20 protein-coding genes and 1 tRNA gene are annotated in these 22,831 nt (G+C 72.6%); 9 read left to right on the plus strand and 12 right to left on the minus strand.

Annotated features, from left to right (window positions below; genetic code table 11):
• Positions 1 to 9: 9 nt before the first annotated feature.
• Complete coding sequence (locus ACH4J0_RS02365; protein WP_396235803.1) at positions 10 to 996, minus strand: Acg family FMN-binding oxidoreductase; 987 nt, start codon at positions 994 to 996, stop codon at positions 10 to 12.
• Between the two features lie 488 nt (positions 997 to 1,484).
• On the opposite strand from ACH4J0_RS02365, the gene ACH4J0_RS02370 reads away from it, so the two are divergent.
• Genes ACH4J0_RS02370 through ACH4J0_RS02380 form a run of 3 tightly spaced genes read left to right on the plus strand, consistent with a single transcriptional unit; the run spans position 1,485 to position 2,892 of the window.
• The gene (locus tag ACH4J0_RS02370; protein WP_396235804.1) at positions 1,485 to 2,147 is read left to right on the plus strand and encodes an OsmC family protein; all 663 of its coding nucleotides are present in this window, start codon (positions 1,485 to 1,487) and stop codon (positions 2,145 to 2,147) included.
• Positions 2,144 to 2,569 carry a cyclic nucleotide-binding/CBS domain-containing protein gene (locus tag ACH4J0_RS02375; RefSeq protein WP_396235805.1) on the plus strand — a complete coding sequence of 142 codons (426 nt, stop codon included), beginning with the start codon at positions 2,144 to 2,146 and terminating at the stop codon, positions 2,567 to 2,569. The genes ACH4J0_RS02370 and ACH4J0_RS02375 overlap by 4 nt, the downstream gene beginning before the upstream one ends.
• 44 nt (positions 2,570 to 2,613) lie before the next feature.
• Entirely contained in the window at positions 2,614 to 2,892 is a 279-nt protein-coding gene (locus ACH4J0_RS02380; RefSeq protein WP_396235806.1) for a dsRBD fold-containing protein, read from the plus strand.
• A 38-nt stretch (positions 2,893 to 2,930) separates the two neighbouring features.
• Here ACH4J0_RS02380 and ACH4J0_RS02385 read toward each other — a convergent pair whose 3' ends face one another.
• The 6 genes from ACH4J0_RS02385 to ACH4J0_RS02410 all read right to left on the minus strand — a co-directional run bounded on the left by ACH4J0_RS02385 (position 2,931) and on the right by ACH4J0_RS02410 (position 7,292).
• Entirely contained in the window at positions 2,931 to 3,320 is a 390-nt protein-coding gene (locus tag ACH4J0_RS02385; RefSeq protein ID WP_396235807.1) for a DUF885 family protein, read from the minus strand.
• Complete coding sequence (locus ACH4J0_RS02390; protein WP_396235808.1) at positions 3,317 to 5,005, minus strand: phospholipase; 1,689 nt, start codon at positions 5,003 to 5,005, stop codon at positions 3,317 to 3,319. Before ACH4J0_RS02390 ends, ACH4J0_RS02385 begins: the two co-directional genes overlap by 4 nt.
• A 234-nt stretch (positions 5,006 to 5,239) precedes the next feature.
• Positions 5,240 to 5,316, minus strand: a tRNA-Met gene (locus ACH4J0_RS02395).
• 217 nt (positions 5,317 to 5,533) lie between these two features.
• Entirely contained in the window at positions 5,534 to 6,436 is a 903-nt protein-coding gene (locus ACH4J0_RS02400; protein ID WP_396235809.1) for a hypothetical protein, read from the minus strand.
• Positions 6,433 to 6,582 carry a hypothetical protein gene (locus tag ACH4J0_RS02405; RefSeq protein WP_396235810.1) on the minus strand — a complete coding sequence of 50 codons (150 nt, stop codon included), beginning with the start codon at positions 6,580 to 6,582 and terminating at the stop codon, positions 6,433 to 6,435. Before ACH4J0_RS02405 ends, ACH4J0_RS02400 begins: the two co-directional genes overlap by 4 nt.
• 266 nt (positions 6,583 to 6,848) lie before the next feature.
• Positions 6,849 to 7,292, minus strand: coding sequence for a cupredoxin domain-containing protein (locus ACH4J0_RS02410; protein ID WP_396235811.1), 444 nt, complete (start codon positions 7,290 to 7,292; stop codon positions 6,849 to 6,851).
• Positions 7,293 to 7,578: 286 nt separating this feature from the next.
• On the opposite strand from ACH4J0_RS02410, the gene ACH4J0_RS02415 reads away from it, so the two are divergent.
• The 3 genes from ACH4J0_RS02415 (at position 7,579) to ACH4J0_RS02425 (ending at position 9,473) form a co-directional block, all read left to right on the plus strand.
• Positions 7,579 to 8,001, plus strand: coding sequence for an SsgA family sporulation/cell division regulator (locus tag ACH4J0_RS02415; protein WP_396235812.1), 423 nt, complete (start codon positions 7,579 to 7,581; stop codon positions 7,999 to 8,001).
• Positions 8,002 to 8,078: 77 nt separating this feature from the next.
• Positions 8,079 to 8,453 carry a cupin domain-containing protein gene (locus ACH4J0_RS02420; RefSeq protein WP_396235813.1) on the plus strand — a complete coding sequence of 125 codons (375 nt, stop codon included), beginning with the start codon at positions 8,079 to 8,081 and terminating at the stop codon, positions 8,451 to 8,453.
• Positions 8,454 to 8,714: 261 nt separating this feature from the next.
• On the plus strand, positions 8,715 to 9,473 hold the full coding sequence (locus tag ACH4J0_RS02425) for a maleylpyruvate isomerase family mycothiol-dependent enzyme (protein ID WP_396235814.1): 759 nt from the start codon (positions 8,715 to 8,717) through the stop codon (positions 9,471 to 9,473).
• A gap of 65 nt (positions 9,474 to 9,538) precedes the next feature.
• Here the strand turns inward: ACH4J0_RS02425 and ACH4J0_RS02430 are convergent, their stop codons facing one another.
• Complete coding sequence (locus ACH4J0_RS02430; RefSeq protein ID WP_396235815.1) at positions 9,539 to 10,708, minus strand: TIGR03364 family FAD-dependent oxidoreductase; 1,170 nt, start codon at positions 10,706 to 10,708, stop codon at positions 9,539 to 9,541.
• A 161-nt stretch (positions 10,709 to 10,869) separates the two neighbouring features.
• Between ACH4J0_RS02430 and ACH4J0_RS02435 the strand changes: the two genes are divergently transcribed.
• The 3 genes from ACH4J0_RS02435 to dnaE all read left to right on the plus strand — a co-directional run bounded on the left by ACH4J0_RS02435 (position 10,870) and on the right by dnaE (position 16,029).
• Positions 10,870 to 11,631, plus strand: coding sequence for a GntR family transcriptional regulator (locus ACH4J0_RS02435; RefSeq protein ID WP_396235816.1), 762 nt, complete (start codon positions 10,870 to 10,872; stop codon positions 11,629 to 11,631).
• 4 nt (positions 11,632 to 11,635) lie between these two features.
• Positions 11,636 to 12,325, plus strand: a complete 690-nt coding sequence (locus ACH4J0_RS02440) for a phosphonatase-like hydrolase (RefSeq protein WP_396235817.1) — start codon at positions 11,636 to 11,638, stop codon at positions 12,323 to 12,325.
• A 137-nt stretch (positions 12,326 to 12,462) separates the two neighbouring features.
• Entirely contained in the window at positions 12,463 to 16,029 is a 3,567-nt protein-coding gene (gene dnaE / locus ACH4J0_RS02445; RefSeq protein ID WP_396235818.1) for a DNA polymerase III subunit alpha, read from the plus strand.
• A gap of 81 nt (positions 16,030 to 16,110) precedes the next feature.
• Here dnaE and ACH4J0_RS02450 read toward each other — a convergent pair whose 3' ends face one another.
• The 4 genes from ACH4J0_RS02450 to ACH4J0_RS02465 all read right to left on the minus strand — a co-directional run bounded on the left by ACH4J0_RS02450 (position 16,111) and on the right by ACH4J0_RS02465 (position 22,809).
• Positions 16,111 to 18,864: an alkaline phosphatase family protein gene (locus tag ACH4J0_RS02450; protein WP_396235819.1), complete on the minus strand. Its 2,754-nt coding sequence runs from the start codon at positions 18,862 to 18,864 to the stop codon at positions 16,111 to 16,113.
• A gap of 71 nt (positions 18,865 to 18,935) precedes the next feature.
• On the minus strand, positions 18,936 to 20,309 hold the full coding sequence (locus ACH4J0_RS02455) for an ABC transporter permease (protein WP_396235820.1): 1,374 nt from the start codon (positions 20,307 to 20,309) through the stop codon (positions 18,936 to 18,938).
• Positions 20,306 to 21,253: an ABC transporter ATP-binding protein gene (locus tag ACH4J0_RS02460; protein ID WP_396235821.1), complete on the minus strand. Its 948-nt coding sequence runs from the start codon at positions 21,251 to 21,253 to the stop codon at positions 20,306 to 20,308. The genes ACH4J0_RS02455 and ACH4J0_RS02460 overlap by 4 nt, the downstream gene beginning before the upstream one ends.
• A 113-nt stretch (positions 21,254 to 21,366) precedes the next feature.
• The gene (locus ACH4J0_RS02465) at positions 21,367 to 22,809 is read right to left on the minus strand and encodes an aldehyde dehydrogenase (protein WP_396235822.1); all 1,443 of its coding nucleotides are present in this window, start codon (positions 22,807 to 22,809) and stop codon (positions 21,367 to 21,369) included.
• Positions 22,810 to 22,831 lie beyond the last annotated feature (22 nt).

Genomic DNA, 22,831 nt, shown 5'->3' on the forward strand with positions numbered 1-22,831 from the left:
GGACCGCCGCTACGCCTGCGGCGGGTCGAGAACGTCCTCCACCCGGCAGCGCGGGCTGGCGGCACCGGGCGGGCCGTAGCCGAGCCTGAGCACCAGCTGGACGTGGGCGGGGCCTTCGGCGGGGTCGCGCAGGCGCCAGCGGGTGTCGGGGATCTCGACGGCCTGGTGCAGGACGGAGGCGCGCAGGCCGTGAGCGGTGGCGAGCAGCCAGACGCGTTCCATCGCCTGTCCGGTGCGCAGCCAGTCGGCCTGGTGGTCGAAGTGGGTGGCGAGGGTGGCGAGTTGGGGCAGGGCCTCGAAGCGTGCGGCCGGAGTGGTGTGGCGCGGCGGGTGGCCGGCGAAGCCGCGCATCGGGACGCGGGCGTCGCGGTCGTGCGAGCCGAGGGCCGCGAGCGGGATGCCGTCGAAGGAGGGTTCGAGGCGAAGCCAGCTGCGGGTCTCGGCCTCGCGGGTGACGTCGGCGGCGATCCGGGCCTCGGCCTCGGAGGTCAGCGCCAGCACCCGGCGCACGCCGTGCTCCTCCAGCAGGGTGAGGGTGACGCCCTCCTCCCGGGCGGCCTCTATGAGGTCGCCGACGAGCGCCTCGGGAACGTCCCGGTTGGTGAACGGCTGTCGGCTGGAGTGCCGCCGCGCGAGGGCCGGGAAGAGGTCGGCACCGAAGGGCCGCGACGTACGGGCGGGTGCGGACAGGTCGAGCACGGCGCACGGCTGGGTGCCTTCCCCCGCGGGGAGGAGCCGGACGGCGGCCTCGCGGCCGAGGTGCGCGGCGGCCACCCGCAGGTTGAACAGGGCGGCACCGATCGAGATGTGCAGCGCCCGGCCGTCGGGATCGGCGGCCGGAACGGCTCGGGCCGGGTCGGCGTGGACCTCCAGGCCCAGCAGGTCGGGAGTGGGGCGGAAGCGCCAGGGCTGACTGTTGTGCAGCGAGGGCGCGAGGCCTCCGGCCTCGGCCAGCAGGTGCAGATCGGCGGTGGTGAGGGCGGTTTCGGTGGTCATGGTGGTTCACTCCCTGCTCCCGGCGGGGAGCGCCGGTGATTCGAGCATCCGCCGGGTCGGCGGTGTCCGCGAGGGCCCAACGGCCCTGGGCGGTCCGGCCGAGCGGCCTCGGATCCCGGGGGTTCAGCGGGCGGCCGGGCCGTTCAGCGGGCGGCCGGGGCCGGCAGTGCGAGGTGGGCGGTCACCGATGTGGAATTCCGCGATCGCCGGGATGATCATCGAACTCACCTTCCCCCGTCGGGATGCCTCCACGGTGACGCACCGGGCACGGCGCCACGGGAGGCGCGGGGCCCTTGCCCACGGGCCTCCCCGGCCTGCTCCGCCGGGTCCTCCGGCCTGGCCGGACCCGCCCCGGACACGCCCGGCGGCCTGGCCGATGGGGCCGACCGGCGGGCCGAACGGCCCTGCCGCCCCGCACCCGGCGGCGGTCTGCTGGACTGCAGAGGCCCGGTCGCCCCGCCGGGCCCGGAACCTCCGGAGGCACCGCCGTGCTGACCGACGAGCCCCGCACCACCACCCAGCAGCTGATGCACACCGCCTGCGGGCGGACCCTCGCGGTGTCCCGCTTCCCCCCGGAGGTCCTGCCGGACAGCGGCCGGGTCGTCCTCGACACGCTCTGCGAACCGTACGACACGGGCCAGGTCTGGATCTCGCTCACCCCCGCCGAGGCCAGGCACTTGGCCGGGATGCTGCTACGCCAAGCCGCCGCGGTCGACCACCCCCGGGCTCCGTGCCCCGGGCGGATCGAGGTCGATCCGGTGGCGGGAGACCTGTACGCCATCGGCGTCCGCTCGCACGCCCTGGCCGTCGACCAGCCCGTCGACGCGGGCGGCGCGGACTCCGCGCCGACCCCGGTCGAGCTGTGCGCCTCCGCCCTGGCCTCCTGCACCGCCCACTACGCCGGCGGCTACCTCGACCGGCACGGCCTCGGGCGCGACGGCCTCCACGTCACCGCGGACTACACCATGGCCCAGGACCGACCGGCCCGGATCGCCTCGGTGTCCATCGAGGTCACCGCCCCCGACCTGCCGCCCGAACGGGAGGCCGGCCTGCTCGCGGTCGTCCGCCACTGCACCGTCAAGAACACGCTCGACCACCCGCCGGACGTCAGGGTCTCGCTGAATGGGACCCGAAGGGCGGTCCCGTCATGAAGGCCGAAGACCTGATGACCTCCCCGCCGGTCACCGTCGGCCCCACCACAACGGCCTTCGAGGCCGCGCTGGTCATGGAGCAGGAGGCGGTCGGCTGCGTGCTCGTCACCGACCACGGCCGACTGCGGGGCATCCTGACGGACCGCGACCTCACCGTTCGCGGGCTCGCCCACGGTCCCCACCCGGCACAGCCGGTCGTGGAGCTCATGACCACCCCGGTCGCGACCGTGAACGCCGGCGACGACCTCGACACCGCGTACCGCACCTTCCGCAGCGCCGGCGTCCGGCGCCTCCCCGTCCTCGACGACGGCCGCCCGGTCGGCGTGCTGACCGTCGACGACCTGCTGCGCGACGTCGTGGAGCGCCTCGTCGACCTCCTGATCCCGGTCTCGCGCAGCGCTCTGCGCGAGACCACCGTCTGACCACATCACGCAGAACCGCACCCGCCCCGACCGGAGACTCGACGATGAGCACGAAGACCGCAGCAACGATGCGCACCAAGCAGTGGAGCCTGCGCCTCGACCTCTTCGAGGAGGGCGACACCACCAAGGTCCACGCCGTCCTCGACACCGGCGACACCACTCTGGAGACCCGCACCACCGCCCGCCGCAACCCCGGCGACCCGCCCGTCCCCGAGATCGGCGACGAGTACGCCGCCGCCCGTGCCCTGATCGACCTCGGCCACCAGCTGCTCCGCGCCGGCCTCTCGGACTCCGCCGCGAACGACCGCTCCCGCACCGGCTGAGCGAGTCCGCTGGACCGTCGGGCCCGGCCGTCCGCAGGCTACGCCTCGGCGAGGCGGGCGGCCGGGTCGTCGAGGCCGAGCGAGCCTTGGGCGAGGACGGCGGTGTGCCAGGTGCGGAGGTCGAAGGCGGGGCCCTGGCGGCGGAGGGCGGCCTCGCGGCCCTGGAGCCAGGCCCGTTCGCCCAGTTTGTAGCCGATGGCCCGCCCCGGCGTACCAAGGTGGCGGTCGATCTCGCTGGTGCGGCGCGGGAGTTCGCTGCCGTGGTGGGCGGCCATGAAGTCGAGGACGAGGGCCGGGGTCCAGCGTTCGCCCGGGTGGAAGCCCGGGTCCGCGGGGACGGCGAGTTCGCCAGGGTGATCTGGTAGATGCTGAGCCGGTCGGCGCAGGCGGTCCACCGGGGCGGCCCGCGTGCGTCGACCTGCCGTCAACCCTGGCAGAGGTCCCGGCTGTAGTCGAAGGTCGCGGCGGTCTGCGAGTACTGCCACTGCGGGGCGAGCAGCTGCCGGTCGAGCTGCCCGGCGGCGGTGCGGTTCTCGACGACGTAGCCGAAGTCCTGCAGCCAGGCCGGGTAGAGGTTCTTGGAGCCGATGAAGAAGGCGGACCCGTCGACCGAGACCAGTTTGTGGTGCAGCGCGTACGGGTGGCCGTCGGCCCAGGTCGGTGCCGAGGAGGCGCGGAACGGCGCGAGTTGGAGGTTCCGGCACATCGTCGCCTTCGCCTTGCCCGGGTCGCCGAGGCGGGCGGTGAGGCGACCGGCCAGGGTGTCGCTGATCTCGTTCAGGGACTTGATCTGCGAGTAGCCGCCGCTGCCGACGGTGCCCCGGTTGCCGGGGTCGCTGACCACGATGCGCACCTTCACGCCGTCCGCGAGCTTGCCCGCGAGCAGGTCGAAGAGCCGCCCGTCGTAGCGGGGCATCGGCGGGCAGGTGCCGGTCACGTCCTGCTGGGAGATGTCGATCCGGCTGCCGGCGCTCGCGATCAGCGCGCGCAGCGCGGCCTCCTCCGGGTTGACCGTCGCGTAGTCGCGGTCCTCGTTGGTGTTGTCGTGCAGCCCGATCGGGCCGCACTTGAGGTCTCCGGCGGCGGGTGCCCGGTCCGGACGGTAGCCGGAGGCGGGGTCGGCGTCGCGGATGCCGACGCCCAGGCCGCCGACCGCGATCACCGGCAGGTCGCCGGAGGCGGGCACCTGCCCGGCCGCCGGCTTGAGGCGCTGCTCCAGGTCGGGGGTGCACCCGGCGCCGTTGGAGGAGGCGAACCAGGCGGCCGAGAAGACACCGCTGTTGCGGCAGGTCCAGCCCCACAGGGTGTCCAGGTAGGCGCCGGCCGAGGCGGCGGCCGGACCGTTCAGCGCCAGGTCGACGTCGGTGACCGGGTGGGCGGTGTCGAGGTAGTCGCCCTTCCAGTCGTTGATCCCGCCGGTGATGACGCTCTGCCCGTCGACGACGAGCAACTTGGAGTGGTTCCAGGAGAACGCGGTCTTCGCGGTGGTCATCGAGGCCACCTCGACGGTCACGCTCCCGGCGGCGCTCCCGAGCCGGGCCACCAGCTCGTCCCGGTACTTCGACGGCAGCGCGGTGATGTTGTACAGCGGCGCGGCCCCGGCCAGGATCCGCACGTGCGGCGCGTTCCCGGCGGCCGCCGACGCCTTGAGGCCGTCCACGATGGCGTCCTGGAACGCACCGTCCGGGAACGGCGCGAGAGTCGAGATGTCGACGGTCCGGGTCGCGCGGGAGATGTTCTCCCGCATCTTGTCCAGCAGCCGCTTGGTGCCGGCCCGCTCGGTGCAGGAGGCATCCCCCCAGCACCCCGGCGTCTGCAGCAGCCACCCACCCGGATCCCCGGCCGGCGCGTCCAGCCGGTTGCCCGCCGTACGCTCCCACACCGTCCCCTCCAGCCCGGGCGACACCTGCCGCAACGCCTGTTCCACCGCGTCCAGGTGCGGGGTGGCCCGCGGAGTGGCCTGCGAGGTGGCATCGATCTGCGCCGCCGCCCCCGGCGAAGGGGCCGGATCGGCGAACGCGGGAGCGACGGGCAGCACGCCGACGACGGCGACAAGGGCCAGCGCGGACCCGGCCGAGCGGCGACCGGGACGGCGGAACTGGCGAGAGAGCACGTACGAGTCCTTCATGGGAGGCCGGGGACGTTCACCCGGACGACACCGTTAAATTACCTGAAAGTAACCTGATGTGCTGTCAGGGTCTCATCAAAAGGCCCCGTCACGCCGGGGAAGTGACGCCCCGTCCATTCGTCGGCGTCGACGGGGACGCCCGCCGCGGACGTCGACAAGGTGCCCGGAACGCGAAGAAACCGGGGCCGACACGATCATCGTGTCGACCCCGGCTCCTGCTGGTAGCGGGGACAGGATTTGAACCTGCGACCTCTGGGTTATGAGCCCAGCGAGCTACCGAGCTGCTCCACCCCGCGTCGGTGGGATCACCCTATGCGATGGCCCCGGCGAAACGGAAATCGGTTTCCGAGGGCATGCACCGCGACGGGCGCTCGGGGCCGGCCCGGCGGTCGCCGCCCCGGTCCCACCAGAGCCGTTGCGGGTCCGGGCCGCAGCCGGTGATCGCGCGCGGGCCGCGGACGGCGCCGCGCAGCCGTGCCGGTACCTCGGGCGGCAGGGCCCCAGCCAGGTCGATCACGGCGCCGGCCAGGTCGACGAGGCCCCGGCGGCGGCGTACAGGGCGGCGAGGCACTCCGGGGCGATCCGCGGGTGGTCCTCCAGGACGACCGGCGAGGACAGCACCACCTGGCACCCGCCGTCCGGTCCGGCCGGCACGGGCCAGGTGCGATCGTTGCGGCACCGGTGGACGGCCGAGCGGGCCCATTCGGGCGGGTCGGCGACCGACAGGAAGCAGCCGTGCTCCAGCCCCAGCAGCAGGTGGGTGGAGATCAGGGAGCGCGACAGCGCCTCCGCTCGGCCGGCCCCCCGGCGCGGCGTCCAGTCGGAGGCGTTCTCCACCTCCACGGTCAGTCGCTGCGCCCGGTACGGTCCGGGCAGCTCCTCGACCCCCAACCGCACCAGCCCGTCGACCTGTTCGCGCCGGCGCACCAGCCGGCCGACGACGCTGCCGTGCTCGTGCAGCAGCTCCGTCCTGCCGACCCCCGGCAGCCGGAACCCGTGCTGCACGATCTCTCCGGTCAACTCCTTGACGGGCAGCAGGAGTTCGATCCGCTCCTCAGCGCCCTCGTCCCACTCGACGAGCGCCCGGTCGGCGGGTTCCAGCCGCTCCACCGGCTTGAACCCGCCGCCGTGCCCGGCCCGTTCGACGGTGCGCCGCTGGAGCCGCAGGAAGCGCAGCTCGACCGCCAGCCTGTCGTCGTGTCGCGCCTCCATCACGCACTCGGTGCGCTGGTGCGAGTGTTCGCCGCCCTGCACGGTGTACTCGGGCGGCACCAGCACGCCGAACTGCCAGCGCAGCCGGTCCTCCGCCGCGGAGCCGTGGTGCGGGTGGAGCACGTAGCCGTCCGGCAGCACCGCGTCGGCGATCTGCCGGGCGGCCGCGAAGCCGCGCTCGATCCCCTCGGGGAGGCCGCTCATCGGACATCCTCCCGGTCGTGGCCGGACGGCACCGCGAGCTCGGCCCCGCTCGCCCCGGCGGACCCGGGCCTCGGGACCGGCAGCGGCACGGTCGCGGACCAGACCGGGTCGTCGGTGGCGGTGGTTGCGGCGGTTGCAGTGCCCATGAGGATGCCTCCTCGGGGTTGGGGAGCCGGACTGGATGACTCGAACCCAGTCATACCAATGATCCGAACCAGCCGCCGGTCCGCGAACCCGGCGGACCGCCCGCAGCACGCGAACCGGCTTCGGCCGTTCGGGTCGCAGCGGGCGAGCAGCCGGCGGGCACCGGACGCGGGCAGCCGGAGGCGGACCGCAGCGCACGGTACGGCGATTCGGGTGGCGGGCACCGCCGGTGAACCACCGTGTGCCGGTTCCCGGGCGGGGAGCGGGCTCAGCCCACGGCGATGGTGCCGTGCATGAACGGGTGGATGGTGCAGATGTACGAGTGGTCACCGGTCTGCCGGGGCGCGGTGAAGGTCGCGATGGCGCCGGGGGCGATCGTCCCGGTGTCGAAGGACTTGTCCGCAGCGGTGAGGGTGTGGGCGGTGGAGTCCTGGTTCGTCACGGTGACGGTCTGACCGGGGCCCACCTTGAGGGTCGCGGGCGCGAACGCGAAACCCTTGATCGTGACCTGGAGGGCGGCGGCGCCGCTCTGCGCGGGGCTCGTCTCGGCGGCGCTGCTCTGCGCGGGGCTCGCCGCGACGGTGCTGCTCTGCAGGGGGCTCGTCGCGCCGTTCGACGGCGTGCCGGCGCCGGAGCCGGAGCCGGAGCAGGCCGCGAGGGCGGCGGAGAGCAGCAGTGCGGAGGTGGCCCGGAGAGGCCGGTGGCTGGTCACGTACGGGCTCCGTTCGGGAGGGGCGGCGGGAGCGGCCGCTCCCCCAGACTCCTCCGACGGGAGGCCGCCGCGACCTGGTCCAGGGCTCTGGACGGCCCGCCATTTCCTTCTTTCGAGTGAAAGCCCGGACGTGGAGTTGACGCCCCTCGGTGGGTGGTGCGGACCGGCGATGCAAGGGAATTGTGGAGATTCGTCCGCCCCCGGCTGCCCGTCGACGCACCGGGTAGGCGCCGGATACGCCGGGTCCTCCCGGTCCGGCGCGTCGCGATCGCAGGAGACCGAATCCATGCAGTTGTCCACCGTGCGCCCGGTGCCCGTGACCTTCCCCGACAGCGCGGCCCCCGACGTCCCGGTCGATGCGGAACTCCGCTTCGACGCGAGCCTTCCGTACGCGGCCTGCCTGGCCTTCCCGCTGACTCCGTGCCAGTGCACCGGGGACGACGCCCGGGTGTCCTGGTACTTCAGCCGCGAACTGCTGAACGAGGGTCGGCTCGGCCCTGTCGGCAGCGGTGACGTGAAGGTCCGTCCGGGGCCGGCCGGCGAGGTCCTGATCACCCTGCGGGGGCCGGGCGGCGGGGCCCTGGTCAGCGCACCGGAGGACCTCGTCACGGCGTTCCTCTCGGACTCCTTCGCCCTGGTGCCCGCCGGATCCGAGTCCGACCACCTCGACATCGACGCGGCCCTGGCCCGGCTCCTCACCGCGGACTGAGCCCGCCGACCGCCCCGGTCGCACGCGGTCCTTCGTAGAATCCACGGGCCGATCCCCCTCGCCCCCAGGAGGCCGCGTTGACGTCCGACCCCGGACCCGGTGTGCTCACCCACCTGGAGTCCCTGCTCCACCAGGCCCCCGCCGACCGCGGCGGGGCGCTGTGGCGCCTCCAGGAGGAGGGCCGCCAGCTGGACGCGAACATCATCCGCCTGCCGGCGAACGCCGAGGTCGCCGGACACGTGGAGCCGGACCTCGACGTCCTCGTCCAGGTGCTCGACGGGAGCGGTCGGCTGGAGACGGACAACGGCCGGCAGGACCTGTCCCCGGGGTGCACGGCCTGGCTGCCGCACGGCGCACGACGGTCGGTCACGGCGGGCGAGGACGGCCTGGTCTACCTGACCGTCCACCGCCGCCGGCCCGGCCTCTCCATCCGCTCCGCACCCGTCGGGTAGCCGCGGCCACAGGGCCTCCCGCCGTCGGGGCGTCCGGCCTGCCGCCCAACGCCCCCCACCGGGCCCGGCCACCTCGCCCGCTCACGTCCCCCGGCCCGGCGCGCCACCCGAGAGTTACTTGACAGCCTCAACCTTTCAGGCCTAGCGTCGTCGCGATTGCTTCAGCTGATGAAAAATTGAGAGCGCCAGCCATCGGGTGCGAGGCGCCCCGGCGGCGCCGCCGCAAGAGCCGTAGTGGCCGTAGCACTGGAGACAGCCCTCATGACCCCGCTGGACCACGGCACCGCCGTCGCCGCCGAGACCGCCCGCTTCGTCGCCGCCGTACGGCAGGCCGACCCCGCTCTGCCGGTGCCCGGCTGCCCGGGGTGGACGCTGGCCGACCTGGTCCGCCACACCGGCAGCGTGCAGCGCTGGTTCACCGTGCTGCTCCGCCGGCGGATCCAGGAGCCACCGCGCAGCCGCGACGTCGACCTGCAGCTGCCCGAGCGGCCCGAGCAGTACCCCGCCTGGCTGGCCGAGGCCGCCGAGCACGCCGCCGCGGCCTTCGCCGAGGGCGACCTCGACGCGCCGATGTGGGCCTGGGGCGCCGACCAGCACGCCCGGTTCTGGGTGCGCCGGATGCTGTTCGAGACCCTGGTCCACCGCATGGACGCCGAACTCGCGCTCGGCCTGGAGCCGGAGGTCGATCCGGCCCTCGCCGCCGACGGGGTGGACGAGTTCCTGACCAACCTGCCCTTCGCCGCCTTCTTCGCCCCCGGGACGGCCGAACTGCGGAGCGAGAACCGGACCATCCGTTTCGCCCGCACCGACGGCGAGGGCGACTGGCTGGTGCGGCTGCGCCCCGACGGCTTCGGCCTGGACCGGTCCGGCACCGGAGCGGATGCCGACGCCACCGTCCGGGCCACCGCCGCCGAGCTGCTGTTCCTCCTGTACGGGCGGCTCGACCGCACCGCCTCCGGCATCGAGCGCTCCGGGGACGAGGAGCTCCTGGCGCACTGGTTCGCCCACTCCTCGTTCTGACCCCACCGCGCTTGCGAGCGCCGCCGGGCACGTGCCGGAAGGGCGCGTGCCCGGCGGCCGGCGGCTCAGGCCGTGGCCGCGAGCGTCCCGTCGAAGGTGGCCGCCGCGAGGCCGAAGGACAGCGTCATCCCGATCCCCGAGGTGACCGAGACGGCCCGCACGCCCGGCGCCAGGTCGCGCACCAGCAGCGGCCCGCGCGGGCTGCTGGCGTAGACGCCCTGCCAGCGCTCCAGGATCCGCAACCGCGGCACGCCCAGCACCCGGGCGACGGCGTCGATCAACAGCTCGTGGGTGCGCTCGTCGATGAACGGCGGGGTGGTGGCGTCGTAGTGGTGCGAGTCGCCGATCAGCAGGGTGCCGTCCGGCTGGCGGGTGAACATCACGTTGGCGCCGATCTCCAGCAGCTCCGCGCTGTGGCCCAGCACCTCCTCCCGCAGCCGGGCGGCCGAGGGCCGGGCGGTGAAGGCGTCGTAGCGGAGCATCGAGGTGGCGGTCAGCACCGCGGACTCGGTGCGGAAGCCGTCCGGGGCGGCGGCCCGCGCCATGGTCAGCCTGCAGCGCTGGATCCCGTGGTCCTCGGCGACGTCCGGGAACAGGTAGTCCAGGTCGTGGCCGACGCAGACCAGGATCCGGTCGCCGTGGACCGGGCCACGGGTGGTGTGCACGGTGCCCGGCTCGACGCCGGTGACGGCGGTGCCCCACAGGACACGGCCCCGGGGCTGCTCGTCCACCCAGCCGGCCAGCGCGGGCGCCGCCTCGCGCGGGTCGACCCGCAGGTCGGCGGGCAGCACCGCGCCTCCCACCAGGTCGGCGTCCCCGCCGGCCGCCCGGCCGAGCGCCACGGCCGTCTGCGCGGCGCTGCGCAACCGTACGGCGTCGCCGCCGCGTTCGGCGTGCAGCTCCTCCAGGACGGCCGCCTCGGTCGCCGACCGGGCGACCACCAGGGTGCCGGCCTCGGCGGCCCAGAAGCCGACCGCCTCGGCGGCGCGCAGCCAGCCGGGCCGGGAGCGCTGGGCGAGGGCGAGCAGTTCGCCGTCCTGGGCGCTGATGCAGCAGTGGCCGAAGTTGCGGACCGAGGCGCCGACCGGCCGGCGGTCGCGGTCGAGGACGGTGACGGAGAGTCCGTTGCCGAGCGCCTCGAAGGCGTGGGCGAGGCCGATGATGCCGGCGCCGACGATCACCACGTCGCTGCGGGGGGCGGTGGGGGAGGTCACGGGTGGGGTGCTGCTGCTCATGGGCCCAGCTTCCGGGCTCCCGGACTCGACGTCAAGACCTGTATGTACAAGTCACCGGCTGTTCATCCGTCGGACGATCATGACGATCCACTGGTCGAACGAAGGAATCCGCAGATGGAACAGGGTTGAGAAGTTCCACTCCGAGCTGTCATAGTCAACTTGTGAAGACAAGTGCGGACCTCCCTCTCCACCAACGGCTCGGCACCGAGTTCCAGCGCCGCATCGAGTCCGGCGAGTGGCCCGAGGGCAAGCCGGTGCCCAGCGAGTCGCAGCTCTGCGCCGAGTTCGGTACCTCCCGCGGCCCGGTCCGCCAGGCCCTGGCCATGCTGCGCAGCTCGGGCAGCCTGGTCGGCGGGCGCGGGAAACCGCCCGTGGCCCGTCGCACCGCGCCCTCCCAGCCCTTCGACACCTTCCTGTCCTTCACCCAGTGGGCGCGCAGCATCGGCCGCGAGCCCGGGCAGAGCACCGTCGAGGTGGCCCGCCGGCGGGCGTCCCCGGAGGCGGCGGCCAGGCTGGGCCTGGTGGAGGGCGAGCCGGTCGTCGAACTCGTCCGGCTGCGGCTGCTGGACGGCGTCCCGGCCATGCTGGAGCGCTCCACCTTCGTCCACGAGGTCGGCCGCGTTCTGTTCGACTTCGACCCGGACACCGGCTCCGTCTACCAGGAGCTGCTGCGCCGCGAGGTCGACCTGCACCACGCCCGGCACACCATCGACGCCGTCGCCGCCGAACCGCGCGACGCCGAACTGCTGCGGGTCGACGCGGGGGCACCTCTGCTGCGGGTGCGCCGGCTCACCACCTCCGGCCGGGGCGTGCCGCTGGAGGACGCCGACGACCGCTACCTGCCCGCCATGGCCACCTTCACCGTCGAGAACACCGTCGAAGGCCGAACCGTCATCGGCCGCTACCGCACCGAAGAGGACTGACAAAGTGATCGAGCTCGCCGCCCTGGACATGGCCGGGACCACCATCAACGAGTCCGGCGCCGTCTACCGTGCGCTGCGCAACGCCGTCGAACGGAACGGGGTGGCCGTCGCCGAGGCCGACCTCCAGACCTGGATGGGCACCGACAAGCGCGAGGCCATCGCCGCGCTGGTCCGCCTCGGCGGCGGCACCCCGACCCCGGAGCTGGTCGAGGAGGGCTACGCGGCCTTCGCGGAGTACCTGCGCGAGGCCTACCGGACCACTCCCCCGCAGGCCGTCCCGGGCGTCGAGGAGGCGCTGGCGGAGCTGCGCCGGCGCGGGATCAAGGTCGCGCTCACCACCGGCTTCAGCGACGACGTCGCCCACCCACTGCTGGAGTCGCTCGGCTGGTCCACCGGCGAGGGCGGCAACCTGGACGCGGTGGTCACCTCGGACGAGGTCCCGCGCGGCCGCCCGGCCCCGTACATGATCCACCGCGCGATGCAGAAGACCGGGGTCATCGACACCCGCCGGGTGCTGACCGCGGGCGACACCGTGGTCGACGTCGAGGCGGGCCGCAACGCCGGGGCCGGGGTGGTCGTCGGGGTGCTGACCGGGGAGCTCACCCGCGCCGACTTCGACGGGCACCCGCAGACCCACGTGCTGGCCAGCGCCGCCGAGATCCCCGGCCTCGCCGAGACCCGGCCGAGCGCCTGAGGGCTCCCCCTGGGCTGCCGGGCCGCCGCAAGACGGTCCGGCAGCCCGTTCGGACACCCCCGCCCGGCGCGTCGCCCGCGCCGACCCGCTAGCGTGGACCGCTTCCGCTACCGGGGCCCACCGAGGAGAGCAGCGCCGTGTCCGACAGCTTCGCGCACCTGCACGTCCACACCGAGTACTCGATGCTGGACGGGGCGGCGAAGAACGGCAAGCTGTTCGCCGAGGCGGAGAGACAGGGCATGCCCGCCATCGCGATGAGCGACCACGGCAACATGTTCGGCGCGTACGAGTTCTTCCACGCGGCCGCGAAGACCGGTGTGAAGCCGATCATCGGCATCGAGGCGTACGTCGCCCCGGCCTCGCGCTTCCTGAAGAAGCAGGTGTTCTGGTCGCCCGGCGGCCAGCGCCCGACCGGCGCCGACGGCGAGGGCGGCAAGGACGTCTCCGGCGGCGGCCGCTACACCCACATGACGATGTGGGCGCAGAACGCGACCGGCCTGCGCAACCTCTTCAAGCTCTCCTCGCTCGCGTCGATGGAGGGCTACTACATGAAGCCCCGGATGGACCGCGAGCTGATCGCCGCGAACGCCGGCGGCATCATCGCGACCACCGGCTGCCCCTCCGGCGAGGTGCAGACCCGGCTGCGGCTGGGCCAGTACGAGGAGGCGGTCAAGGCCGCCGGCGCGTACCAGGACATCTTCGGCAGGGAGAACTACTTCCTGGAGCTGATGGACCACGGCCTGGACATCGAGCGCGACGTCCGCGAGGACCTCCTTCGGCTGGCAAAGCAGCTGAACATCCCGCTGCTGGCCACCAACGACTCCCACTACGTCACCGCCGACCAGGCCGACGCCCACGACAGCCTGCTCTGCGTCGGCGTGGGCAAGAACAAGGACGACCCGAACCGCTTCAAGTTCCAGGGCACCGGCTACTACGTGAAGACCGCCGAGGAGATGCGCGAGCTCTTCCGCGAGCTGCCGGAGGCCTGCGACAACACCCTGGCGATCGCCGAGCGGGTCGAGTCGTACGAGGAGGTCTTCACCTACGTCGACCGGATGCCCCAGTTCGACGTGCCCGAGGGCGAGACCCAGGCCTCGTACCTGCGCAAGAAGATCGAGGTCGGGCTGAAGCACCGCTACGGGGACGACCCGAGCCAGGAGGTGCTGGACCGGATCGAGCTGGAGATGGGCGTGATCACCCCGATGGGGTTCGACGCCTACTTCCTCGTGGTCGCCGACATCTGCCAGTACGGCCGGGACAACGGCATCCCGGTCGGCCCGGGCCGCGGCTCGGCGGCGGGCTCGATGGTCGCCTACCTGACCGGGATCACCCAGCTGGACCCGCTGGAGCACGATCTGCTGTTCGAGCGCTTCCTCAACCCCGAGCGCATCAACCCGCCAGACGTCGACATCGACTTCGACGACCGCCAGCGCGACCAGATGGTCCGCTACGTCACCGAGAAGTACGGCGCCGCCTACACGGCCCAGGTGAACACCTTCGGCACCATCAAGGCCAAGGCCGCCGTCAAGGACGCCAACCGCATCCTCGGCTACCCGTTCTCGATGGGCGACCGGATCACCAAGGCGATGCCGCCGGACGTCATGGGCAAGGGCGTGCCTCTGGCCGACCTGTTCGACGAGAAGCACGCCCGGTACAACGAGGGCACCGAGATCCGGGCGCTGTACCAGAACGAACCGGACGTCAAGAAGATCATCGACACCGGGCGGGGCATCGAGGGCCTGATCCGCGGCACCGGTGTGCACGCGGCCGCCGTCATCCTCTCCTCCACGCCGCTGCTCGACCTGATCCCGCTGCACATGCGGGACAAGGACGGCGTCATCATCACCGGCTTCGACTACCCGTCCTGCGAAGCCATGGGCCTGATCAAGATGGACTTCCTGGGTCTGCGGAACCTGGGCATCATCGATCACTGCATCAAGATCGTGAAGGCCAACCGGGGCGTCGACGTCGACATCGAGAAGATCCCGATCGACGACCCCACCACCTACCAACTGCTGGCCCGTGGCGACACCCTGGGCGTGTTCCAGCTCGACGGCGGCCCCATGCGCGCCCTGCTCAAGCTGATGAAGCCCACCGAGTTCGCCGACATCTCCGCCGTCTCCGCGCTGTACCGGCCCGGCCCGATGGGCATGAACTCGCACACCAACTACGCGCTGCGCAAGAACGCCCAGCAGGAGATCATCCCGATCCACCCCGAGCTGGAGGAACCGCTCAAGGACGTCCTCGGCCCCACCTACGGCCTGATCGTCTACCAGGAGCAGGTCCAGCGCGCCGCCCAGGTGCTGGCCGGCTACTCGCTCGGCCAGGCAGACCTGCTGCGCCGAGCGATGGGCAAGAAGAAGAAGGAGGTGCTGGAGAAGGAGTTCGTGCCCTTCCACGCGGGCTGCAAGGAGCGCGGCTACTCCGACGAGGCCATCCAGGCGGTGTGGGACGTCCTGGTCCCGTTCGCCGGCTACGCCTTCAACAAGTCGCACTCCGCCGCGTACGGCCTGGTCTCGTACCAGACCGCCTACCTCAAGGCCAACTACCCGGCCGAGTACATGGCCGCGCTGCTCACCTCCGTCGCCGACGACAAGGACAAGATGGCCGTCTACCTGGCCGAGTGCCGGCAGATGGGCATCAAGATCCTCTCCCCCGACGTCAACGAGTCGGTGGTCGACTTCACCGCCGTCGGCAGCGACGTCCGCTTCGGCCTCAAGGCGGTACGCAACGTCGGCGTGCCGGTGATCGAGTCGCTGGTCGCCACCCGCGAGGAGAAGGGCAAGTACACCTCCTTCGCCGACTTCCTGGACAAGGTCGAGCTGGTGGTCTGCAACAAGCGCACCGTCGACTCCCTGATCAAGGCGGGCGCCTTCGACTCGCTCGGCCACACCCGGCTCTCGCTCAGCAGCGTTCACGAGAGCGCGATCGACGCCGTCACCGGGCTCAAGAAGCAGCAGGCCATCGGCCAGGACGACCTGTTCGGCGCCCTCGACCTCGGCGACGGCGGCGGGCCCGGCATCGGACTGGACTTCCAGCTCACCGACAACGAGTGGCCCAGGCGCCAACTCCTCGCCCTGGAGCGCGAGATGCTCGGGCTGTACGTCTCCAGCCACCCGCTCGACGGAGCCGAGCACATCCTCTCCCAGAACCGCGACACCTCGATCGCCGAACTCCTCGGCTCCGGCCGCTCCGAGGGCGAGGTCCGGCTGTCCGGCCTGATCACCGCCGTCGACCGGCGGATCAACAAGGCCGGCAACGCCTGGGCGATCATCACCCTCGCCGACCGCGACGGCTCGGTGGAGGTGCTGTTCTTCCCCGCGACCTACAACCTGATGGCCGACCAGATGATCGAGGACAACGTGATCTCGGTCCGCGGCCGGCTCAACGAGCGCGACGGCTCGCTGAGCGTCTTCGGCCAGGAGATCACCACCCTCGACGTCTCCTCCGCCGAACTCGGCACCAAGCCGCCGGTCCAGATCACCGTGCCGGCCTCCCGGATCACCCCCGAGGTGGTCGCCGAGCTCAAGCTCGCCCTCCAGAACCACCCCGGCGACGTCCCGGTCCGGCTGCTCACCACCAACTGGGACAAGAACACCCTCTACGAGCTGGGCTTCCTGGTGAACCCCGACAACGGGCTCGCCTCGGACGTCAAGACCCTGCTCGGCAACCGCTCCTGGGCGGGCGCGGCGGTCCGCGGGTAGGCGCGGACCTCGCCTGCCCGCGAGGGAACGGGCCCCGGCCGGCCGGAGCCGGACCGGGGCCCGTCCGTGGGCCCTCGGGGATCAGCCGTCGTTCTCGGCGGAGGGGATGGAGGCCCCGGGGACCTCGTCCGGGGTGTGGATCTTGTCCTCGCCCGGGTAGGGGGTGGTCCAGTTGTGGGTCTGGTACCAGGTCAGGTGGTTCAGCTGGGCCGGGTTCGCACGGTCCGGGGCGGCGTTGGGGCCGGTCAGGTGCTGCTCGGACTTCCAGGTGTCCCACTGGGCCGCGACGCCCTGCTCGGCCGCCGGCGGGGCGGCGGTCACCGGCGCCGCCGCCGCGGTGCGGTCCTGGGCGCCACCCGGCACGTCGATGCCGCAGGAGGGCGCGGTCTTCAGGCCGTCGGTCAGCGAGGTCCGGTTGGGCACCGCGGTGAACGGGGTGTAGTCCGGCTTGTCGGTGAAGGCCGTGGCCATCGGGATGGCCGCGCTGTCCTTCTGGTTCATCGGGTGGATCCCGAGGATCTGCTCGATGGTGCGGATCATGGTGATCTGCGAGTAGTAGCGGCTGTCCACGGCGCCGTGCTGGGCCCAGGGGCTGATGATCTGGATCGGGGCGCGGTGGCCGTCCACGTGGTCCAGGCCGGCCTGGGAGTCGTCCTCGACCACGAAGATCGCGGAGTCCTTCCAGTACTCGCTGTGCGAGATCTCCTGGACGATCCTGCCGACCGCCAGGTCGTTGTCGGCGACCTGCGCGGCCGGACTGGCCGGGCCTCCGGTGTGGTCGCTGGACAGCCACAGCATGTTGAGCGCCGCCGGGCCGTTCTGCTCGAAGTCCTGCTTCCAGATCTGGTAGCGGTACTGGTCGGGTACGTCGAGGTCGAACTTGGGGAAGCCGGGCACCGACACGTCGTTGAGCGACGGGATCGGCGAGGAGGAGGCGAGCGGGTAGGCGGTGTCGTCGCCGGTCGTCTCCATGTTCTTCGCGTCGCAGTACAGGTTCTGCCAGTTCGCGCCGTCGGGCTTGGTCAGGAACTGGTGGAACTCGCCGAAGTCACGCACGTCCTGGCCGGCCGCCTGCGCGCCGGTCCACAGGAAGCCCGAGCGCTGGTGGCCCAGGGCGTCGTCCTCGGTGTCGTAGCTGCGCTCGTACTCCCCCGCCGAGGACTCGGTGTACTCCGGGTTGTCCGCCTGCATCAGCCAGTTGTGGCCCTCGGCGGAGTTGGTGCCGATGTCGTAGGTGTTGTCGTAGAGCCCGAACTGCTTGGCCAGCGCCTGCTGGTTGGGCGTCACGTTGGCGCCGAACTGGGCGAGCTTCGGGTCTCCGTTGCCCTTGCCGATGTCGCCGAAGACCTGGTCGTAGGTCCGGTTCTCCTTGACGATCATGAAGACGTGCTTGATCGGTGACGGGTCACCGATCCGGGCCGGCACCGGTACGGGCTTCGCCTTGTGCCGGTCGGCCGTCCAGACCGCGTTCTCGGTCCAGCCGTTCTGCTTGAAGACCTTGTCCGTCTGGGAGCGGATCTCCTTGTCGCCCGGCAGGGTGAACCGGGTCAGACTGGAGGTGGTGTCGTGGGTGTTGTGGGCGCCGGTGGAGTTGGGGCGCCGGGCGTCGATGCCGCGGGTGTTGGAGACGACCACCTTCGAGCCGACGGTGGTGACCTCGGCCGGGAAGTAGTCGGTGGGCAGCAGGCCGACGTAACTCACCGGTTCCTGGGCGCTGGTGAAGCGGTAGACGGCCACCGCGTTGGCGCGGCCGAGCGTGACCAGCAGCCGGCCGTCGTCGGTGAGCGCCACCGCCGTCGGCTCGTAGCCCACCGAGGCCTCCGGCCACGGCTTGGTGGAGATCCGCTGCACGACCTTGTCGTGCCTGGTGTCGATGACCGACACCTGGTCGGAGGAGGTGTCGGCGACGAAGACCGCCCCGTTCTTGGCGTACACCGCGGTCGGGTGCAGCCCGACGTCGATCGAGCCCACGGCGGCGGACGGGGCGGAGAGGTCGATCACGCTGACGGTGCCCGAGGTCGCGGCGCCGGTGTCCGGGTCGGCCGGCACCTGGGTGCCGTAGGAGTTGAGCGTGTCGTCGTCGGGGGTGGCGGGGCGCCCGCCCTCGTTGCTGACGTACAGCTTCTTCCCGACCTGCACGATGCCGCGCGGCGCGTTGCCCACCGTCCAGCTCTGCCCGAGCGCGCCGGTGGCCGTGTTGATCGCGACCACCCGGTTCTGGCCGTTGACCGCCGCGTACAGCGTCGAGCCGTCGGCGGAGAACACCGCGCCGGAGGCCAGCGCGTGCTTGTCGCCGTTGGCCGGGATCGCCACCTTCACCGGGTCGGCCAGGGAGCCGTCGGCCTTCACCGTGAACCGGGTGTAGCCGTCGAGCTGGCCCAGCCACAGCTGCCTGCCGTCCGGCGAGTAGACCGGGGCCTCCTGGCCGACCGAGCCGTCGGTCAGTTTCAGGTCGGCTGTCTTGGCCTTGCCGGCGCGCTGCTGCACCTGGCCGGTCTTCAGGTCCACCACGACCAGCGAGGCGTCGCCGTCGGCGAGCGAGGCGGCCAGGTGGGCGCCGTCCGGGCTGACCCGGGAGCCCATGATCTTGCCGTTGTTGATGACCAGCCGGTCGCCGAACGGGGCGACGTACTGGTCGCTGGAGATCACCTGACCGTCGGCGGTGACCTGGCCGACCTGGTCGGTGCCGAACTGGTGGGTGGCCGCGAAAGCCGTGCCCGTGGCCACGGCCACCGCCGTGATGCACGCCGTGGCCAGGGTGGCCCGGCGGCTCGCACGCCGGCCGGGGAGCACGGGGCGCTCCTTCTGGACACGTCGACGACGCGTTACCTGCATGGCGTCAGCCCTTCGTTGTGGGTGCGTGGAGGTGCGTGGGTGCGCGGGGAGCTTCGGTGTGCCGGGCCCGGTCAGCCCGTCGCGGAGGCGAGCAGGTCGATCCGGCCGTCGAACTGCCACAGCGGGTTGGGCGCGTCGCCGGTCGCGGTGTGCACCAGGAAGTAGCCGTTCACTTCCTTCGGACCGTCACCGTCCGCCATCACCCGCCCGTCCGGGGCGACGTCCAGCTGGTAGATCGCCGTCCCCGGAGCGGCCGTTCCGGGCAGGTGCCAGGTGACCGTGCAGCGCCAGTCGTTGCCCGGGCCCTCCGGGTCGACCTGGCCGTCTCCCCGGCCGCAGTCCGCCGTGACCCGCAGGTCGGCCTCGGTGACGGCGGGACGGTGGAGCTCCTCGGTCTGCAGCCGGTACAGGTGCGCGAACACGGTGGCGACCGTGCGCTGCACCTTCGCCTGGGTGATGCCCGACCCGGTCGAGGGCGTGGCCACCGCGACCGCCCCGAAGGTCAGCGCCAGCAGCCCCGCCAAGGGGGCCACCCCGAGGACGAGCGCCCGGCGACCTCCGCCGTCCTCGCTGCCGTTGGTGAAGTCCCGCCGCAGGAACAGCAGGTAGGCCGCGGCGGTCGCCACCACGGCCCACACCAGGCTCACCGCGACGGCGATCAGCAGCTCCTCCAGTCGCGCCGGGTCGGCGAACAGCCCGTCCCAGGAGACGAAGGCGTAGCCGGGCAGCGCGAGGCGCAGTGCCACCGGCAACGGCAGCATCTGGAGCAGCTGCATCGCGACCGCGGACAGCGCGGGGACAAGCAGCCCCATCGGGGAGCGGCCCAGGATGACGGAGCCGAGCAGGCCGAGCGCCGCCAGCGCCAGGGTGGGCGCCAGCGCGCAGGCCCACGCCAGCAGGACGCTCCCGGCCGCGTCGGACGGCGCCAGCTGGTGCCCGTCGACGCCGACCAGCGGCTGGTTGCCGACCGCCGCCAGCCCGCCCACCGTGGCGGAGGCCACCAGCCCGGCCACCAGCAGGGCGAGCACGGTCGCGCTCGCCAGGGTCTTCGCCAGGAAGATCCGCCGCGGCGAGCGGACCGCCACCAGCAGGTGCCGCCACGTGCCGAGCCGGTCCTCGGCGGCGAACACGTCGCCCGCGACCACCGAGGTCAGCAGCGGCAGCGCCCACGAGCCGGCGAAGCCCAGCACCACCAGCGGGCCAGCCCAGCCGGTGGCGTGCATCCAGCGGCCGAACAGGGTGTCGGAGGGCAGCGTCCCCTGCTGGGCCACGGCCGCCGTGAACAGCCCGGGCAGCGCCCAACAGGCCAGCACCAGCAGCCGGACCCGCCACTGCGAGACGAGCTTGACCAGCTCGAAGCGGTACACCCGGCCCACCGGCACCCGGCGCGTCGCGGACCCGGCGGCCGCACCGGCCGCCGCCTTCCCGGCCGTGACCGTGCTCATCGCCCGCCCTCCTGCTGCTCCTCGGTGAGGGCGAGGTACGCGGCCTCCAGCGGCGACACCACGGGCGCCACCTCGCGCACCCGTACGCCCTCCCGCACCAGTCCAGCCACCAACTGCTCGACGGCCGGACCGGTGGCGCGCACCACCAGGGCCTCCGTGCCGCGCCACGTGCCGTCCCCGTCCACGACCGTCACCCCGGCCGCTCCGGCGGCGACCCGCCGCGCGGTGCGCAGGTCGGAGGTGAGCAGCCGGTGGTCGAGCGCGCGGGTCTCGGCGGCCAGCTTGCCCAGCGGACCGGAGAAGCGCACCCGCCCGGTCGCGAGGATCGTCACCTCGGAGCAGAGCGACTCCAGGTCGTCCATCCGGTGGCTGGACAGCACGACCGTCACGCCGTCCTCCGCGAGTCGGCGCAGCACCCCGTGCACGTGCTGCTTGCCCGCCGGGTCAAGGCCGTTGGAGGGCTCGTCGAGCACCAGCAGGCGCGGTTCGGTGAGCAGCGCGGCGGCCAGTCCGAGCCGCTGGCGCATGCCCAGCGAGAAGCCCCGCACCCGGTCGTCGGCGACGTCGGTGAGCCCGACCTCGGCCAGCACCTCGTCGATCCGCCGGGCCCCGGTGTCCTGTCCGCGCAGGGCCGCCAGCGCGGACAGGTTCCGGCGCGCGGTCAGCGACGGGTACGGACCGGGGCCGTCGACGAACCCGGCCACACCGTCCGGCGCCGCGAGCGCCCGTCCGACAGGTCTGCCCAGCACCTCCAGCTCGCCGCCGTCGGCGACGGCCAGCCCGAGCAGCAGCCCCAGCAGCGTGGTCTTCCCGGCGCCGTTCGGCCCGGCCAGCCCGTGGATCCGCCCCGGCCCCAGCTCCAGCCCGACCTGGTCGAGCGCCACGACGTCACCGAAGCACTTCGTCAATCCACGTGCCCGTACGGCAGGTTGCGTGTCTTCCATGGCTCCTTCTCGCAGTCCCCCAGGGAAGGTAGGGGGTTGACGGGGCGGAGTCGAGACCGCGTGGTTGAACACCGGCGGAACAGCTGACGGTCGCGCCGGAGGCTGCCGAGGGCTCAGACGGTGATGGTCTTGTACTCGGTGTAGGTACCGAGGCCGACCGCGCCGAACTCGCGGCCGAGGCCGCTGGCCTTGAAGCCGCCGAAGGGGCCGTCGAAGCCGACCGGGGCGCCGTTGACGGTGACCGTGCCGGTGCGGATGCGGCGGGCGACCGCCATCGCGTGCTCCTCGCTGGTGGACCAGACGCCGCCGGACAGGCCGTACTCGGAGTCGTTGGCGATCCGTACGGCGTCGTCCTCGTCCTCGTAGGGGATGACGACGAGGACCGGGCCGAAGATCTCCTCCTGGGCGATCCGCATCGAGTTGTCGACGTCGGCGAACACGGTCGGGGTGACGTAGTTGCCGCGTTCGAGGCCGGCCGGGACCTGCGGGCCGCCGGTGACCAGCCGGGCGCCCTCCTCGATGCCGAGGGCGATGTAACGGCGGACCTGCTCCTGCTGGTCGCGGCGGATCATCGGCCCGATGAAGGTCTCCGGGTCGGCGGGGTCGCCGACCTTCAGCGCTTCGACGAGCTCCTTGAGCCCGGCCAGCACCTCCTCGTAGCGGCTGCGGGGCGCCAGGATCCGGGTCTGGGCGATGCAGGACTCGCCGTTGTTCAGCAGCGAGGAGAACTTCAACCCCCGTACCGCCCGGGCGATGTCGGCGTCGGGCAGGATGACGGCCGCCGACTTGCCGCCCAGTTCGAGACTGACGCGCTTGAGCTGCTCCCCCGCGATCGCGGCGATGCGCCGGCCGGCCCGGGTGGAGCCGGTGAAGGCGATCTTGTCCACCTCGGGGTGGGAGACCAGGTACTCGCTGGTCTCCCGGTCGGCGGGCAGGACGCTCACCACCCCCTCGGGCAGCCCGGTCTTCTCCAGCAGTTCGGCGAGGAAGCCCATGCTGAGCGAGTTCTCCGGGGAGACCTTCAGCACCACCGAGTTGCCCGCCAGCAGGGCCGGCAGGATCTTCGAAGTCGCCGAGGAGAAGGGCGAGTTCCACGGGATCACGGCCGCCACGACACCGATCGCCTCACGGCGCACCACGCTGCGCACCGGCGACGCCGGATCGGAGGGGACCAGGGTCCGCTCCCAGTCGAACTCCTCCGCGGCCTTGAGGTAGGCGTTGGCCTGACGGGTCAGACCGGGCTGGCCGGCCCGGGTGAACCACACGGCCGAGCCGTTCTCGGTGGCGATCAGCTCGGCGATCCGCTCCGCGTTCTGCTCCCGCAGCGCGTCGAAGCGCCGCAGCACCGCGACCCGCTCCAGCGGCGGGGTCCCGCGCCAGGTGCCCCCGTCGAACGAGGCGCGGGCGGAGGCCACCGCGCGGTCCACGTCCGCCGGACGGGCCTGGGCGGCCCGGCCGAGCAGCGTCCCGTCGTGCGGGGAGCGGATGTCCAGCAGTTCGGTCCCGCTCGGCGCGGTCCAGGTGCCCGCGACGAAGAGCTGGTCGTAGGTGATCACTTCTCCTCCTTCTGGCGTTCTC

The organism is Kitasatospora sp. NPDC017646, from assembly GCF_044329365.1.
Taxonomy (GTDB): Bacteria; Actinomycetota; Actinomycetes; order Streptomycetales; family Streptomycetaceae; genus Kitasatospora.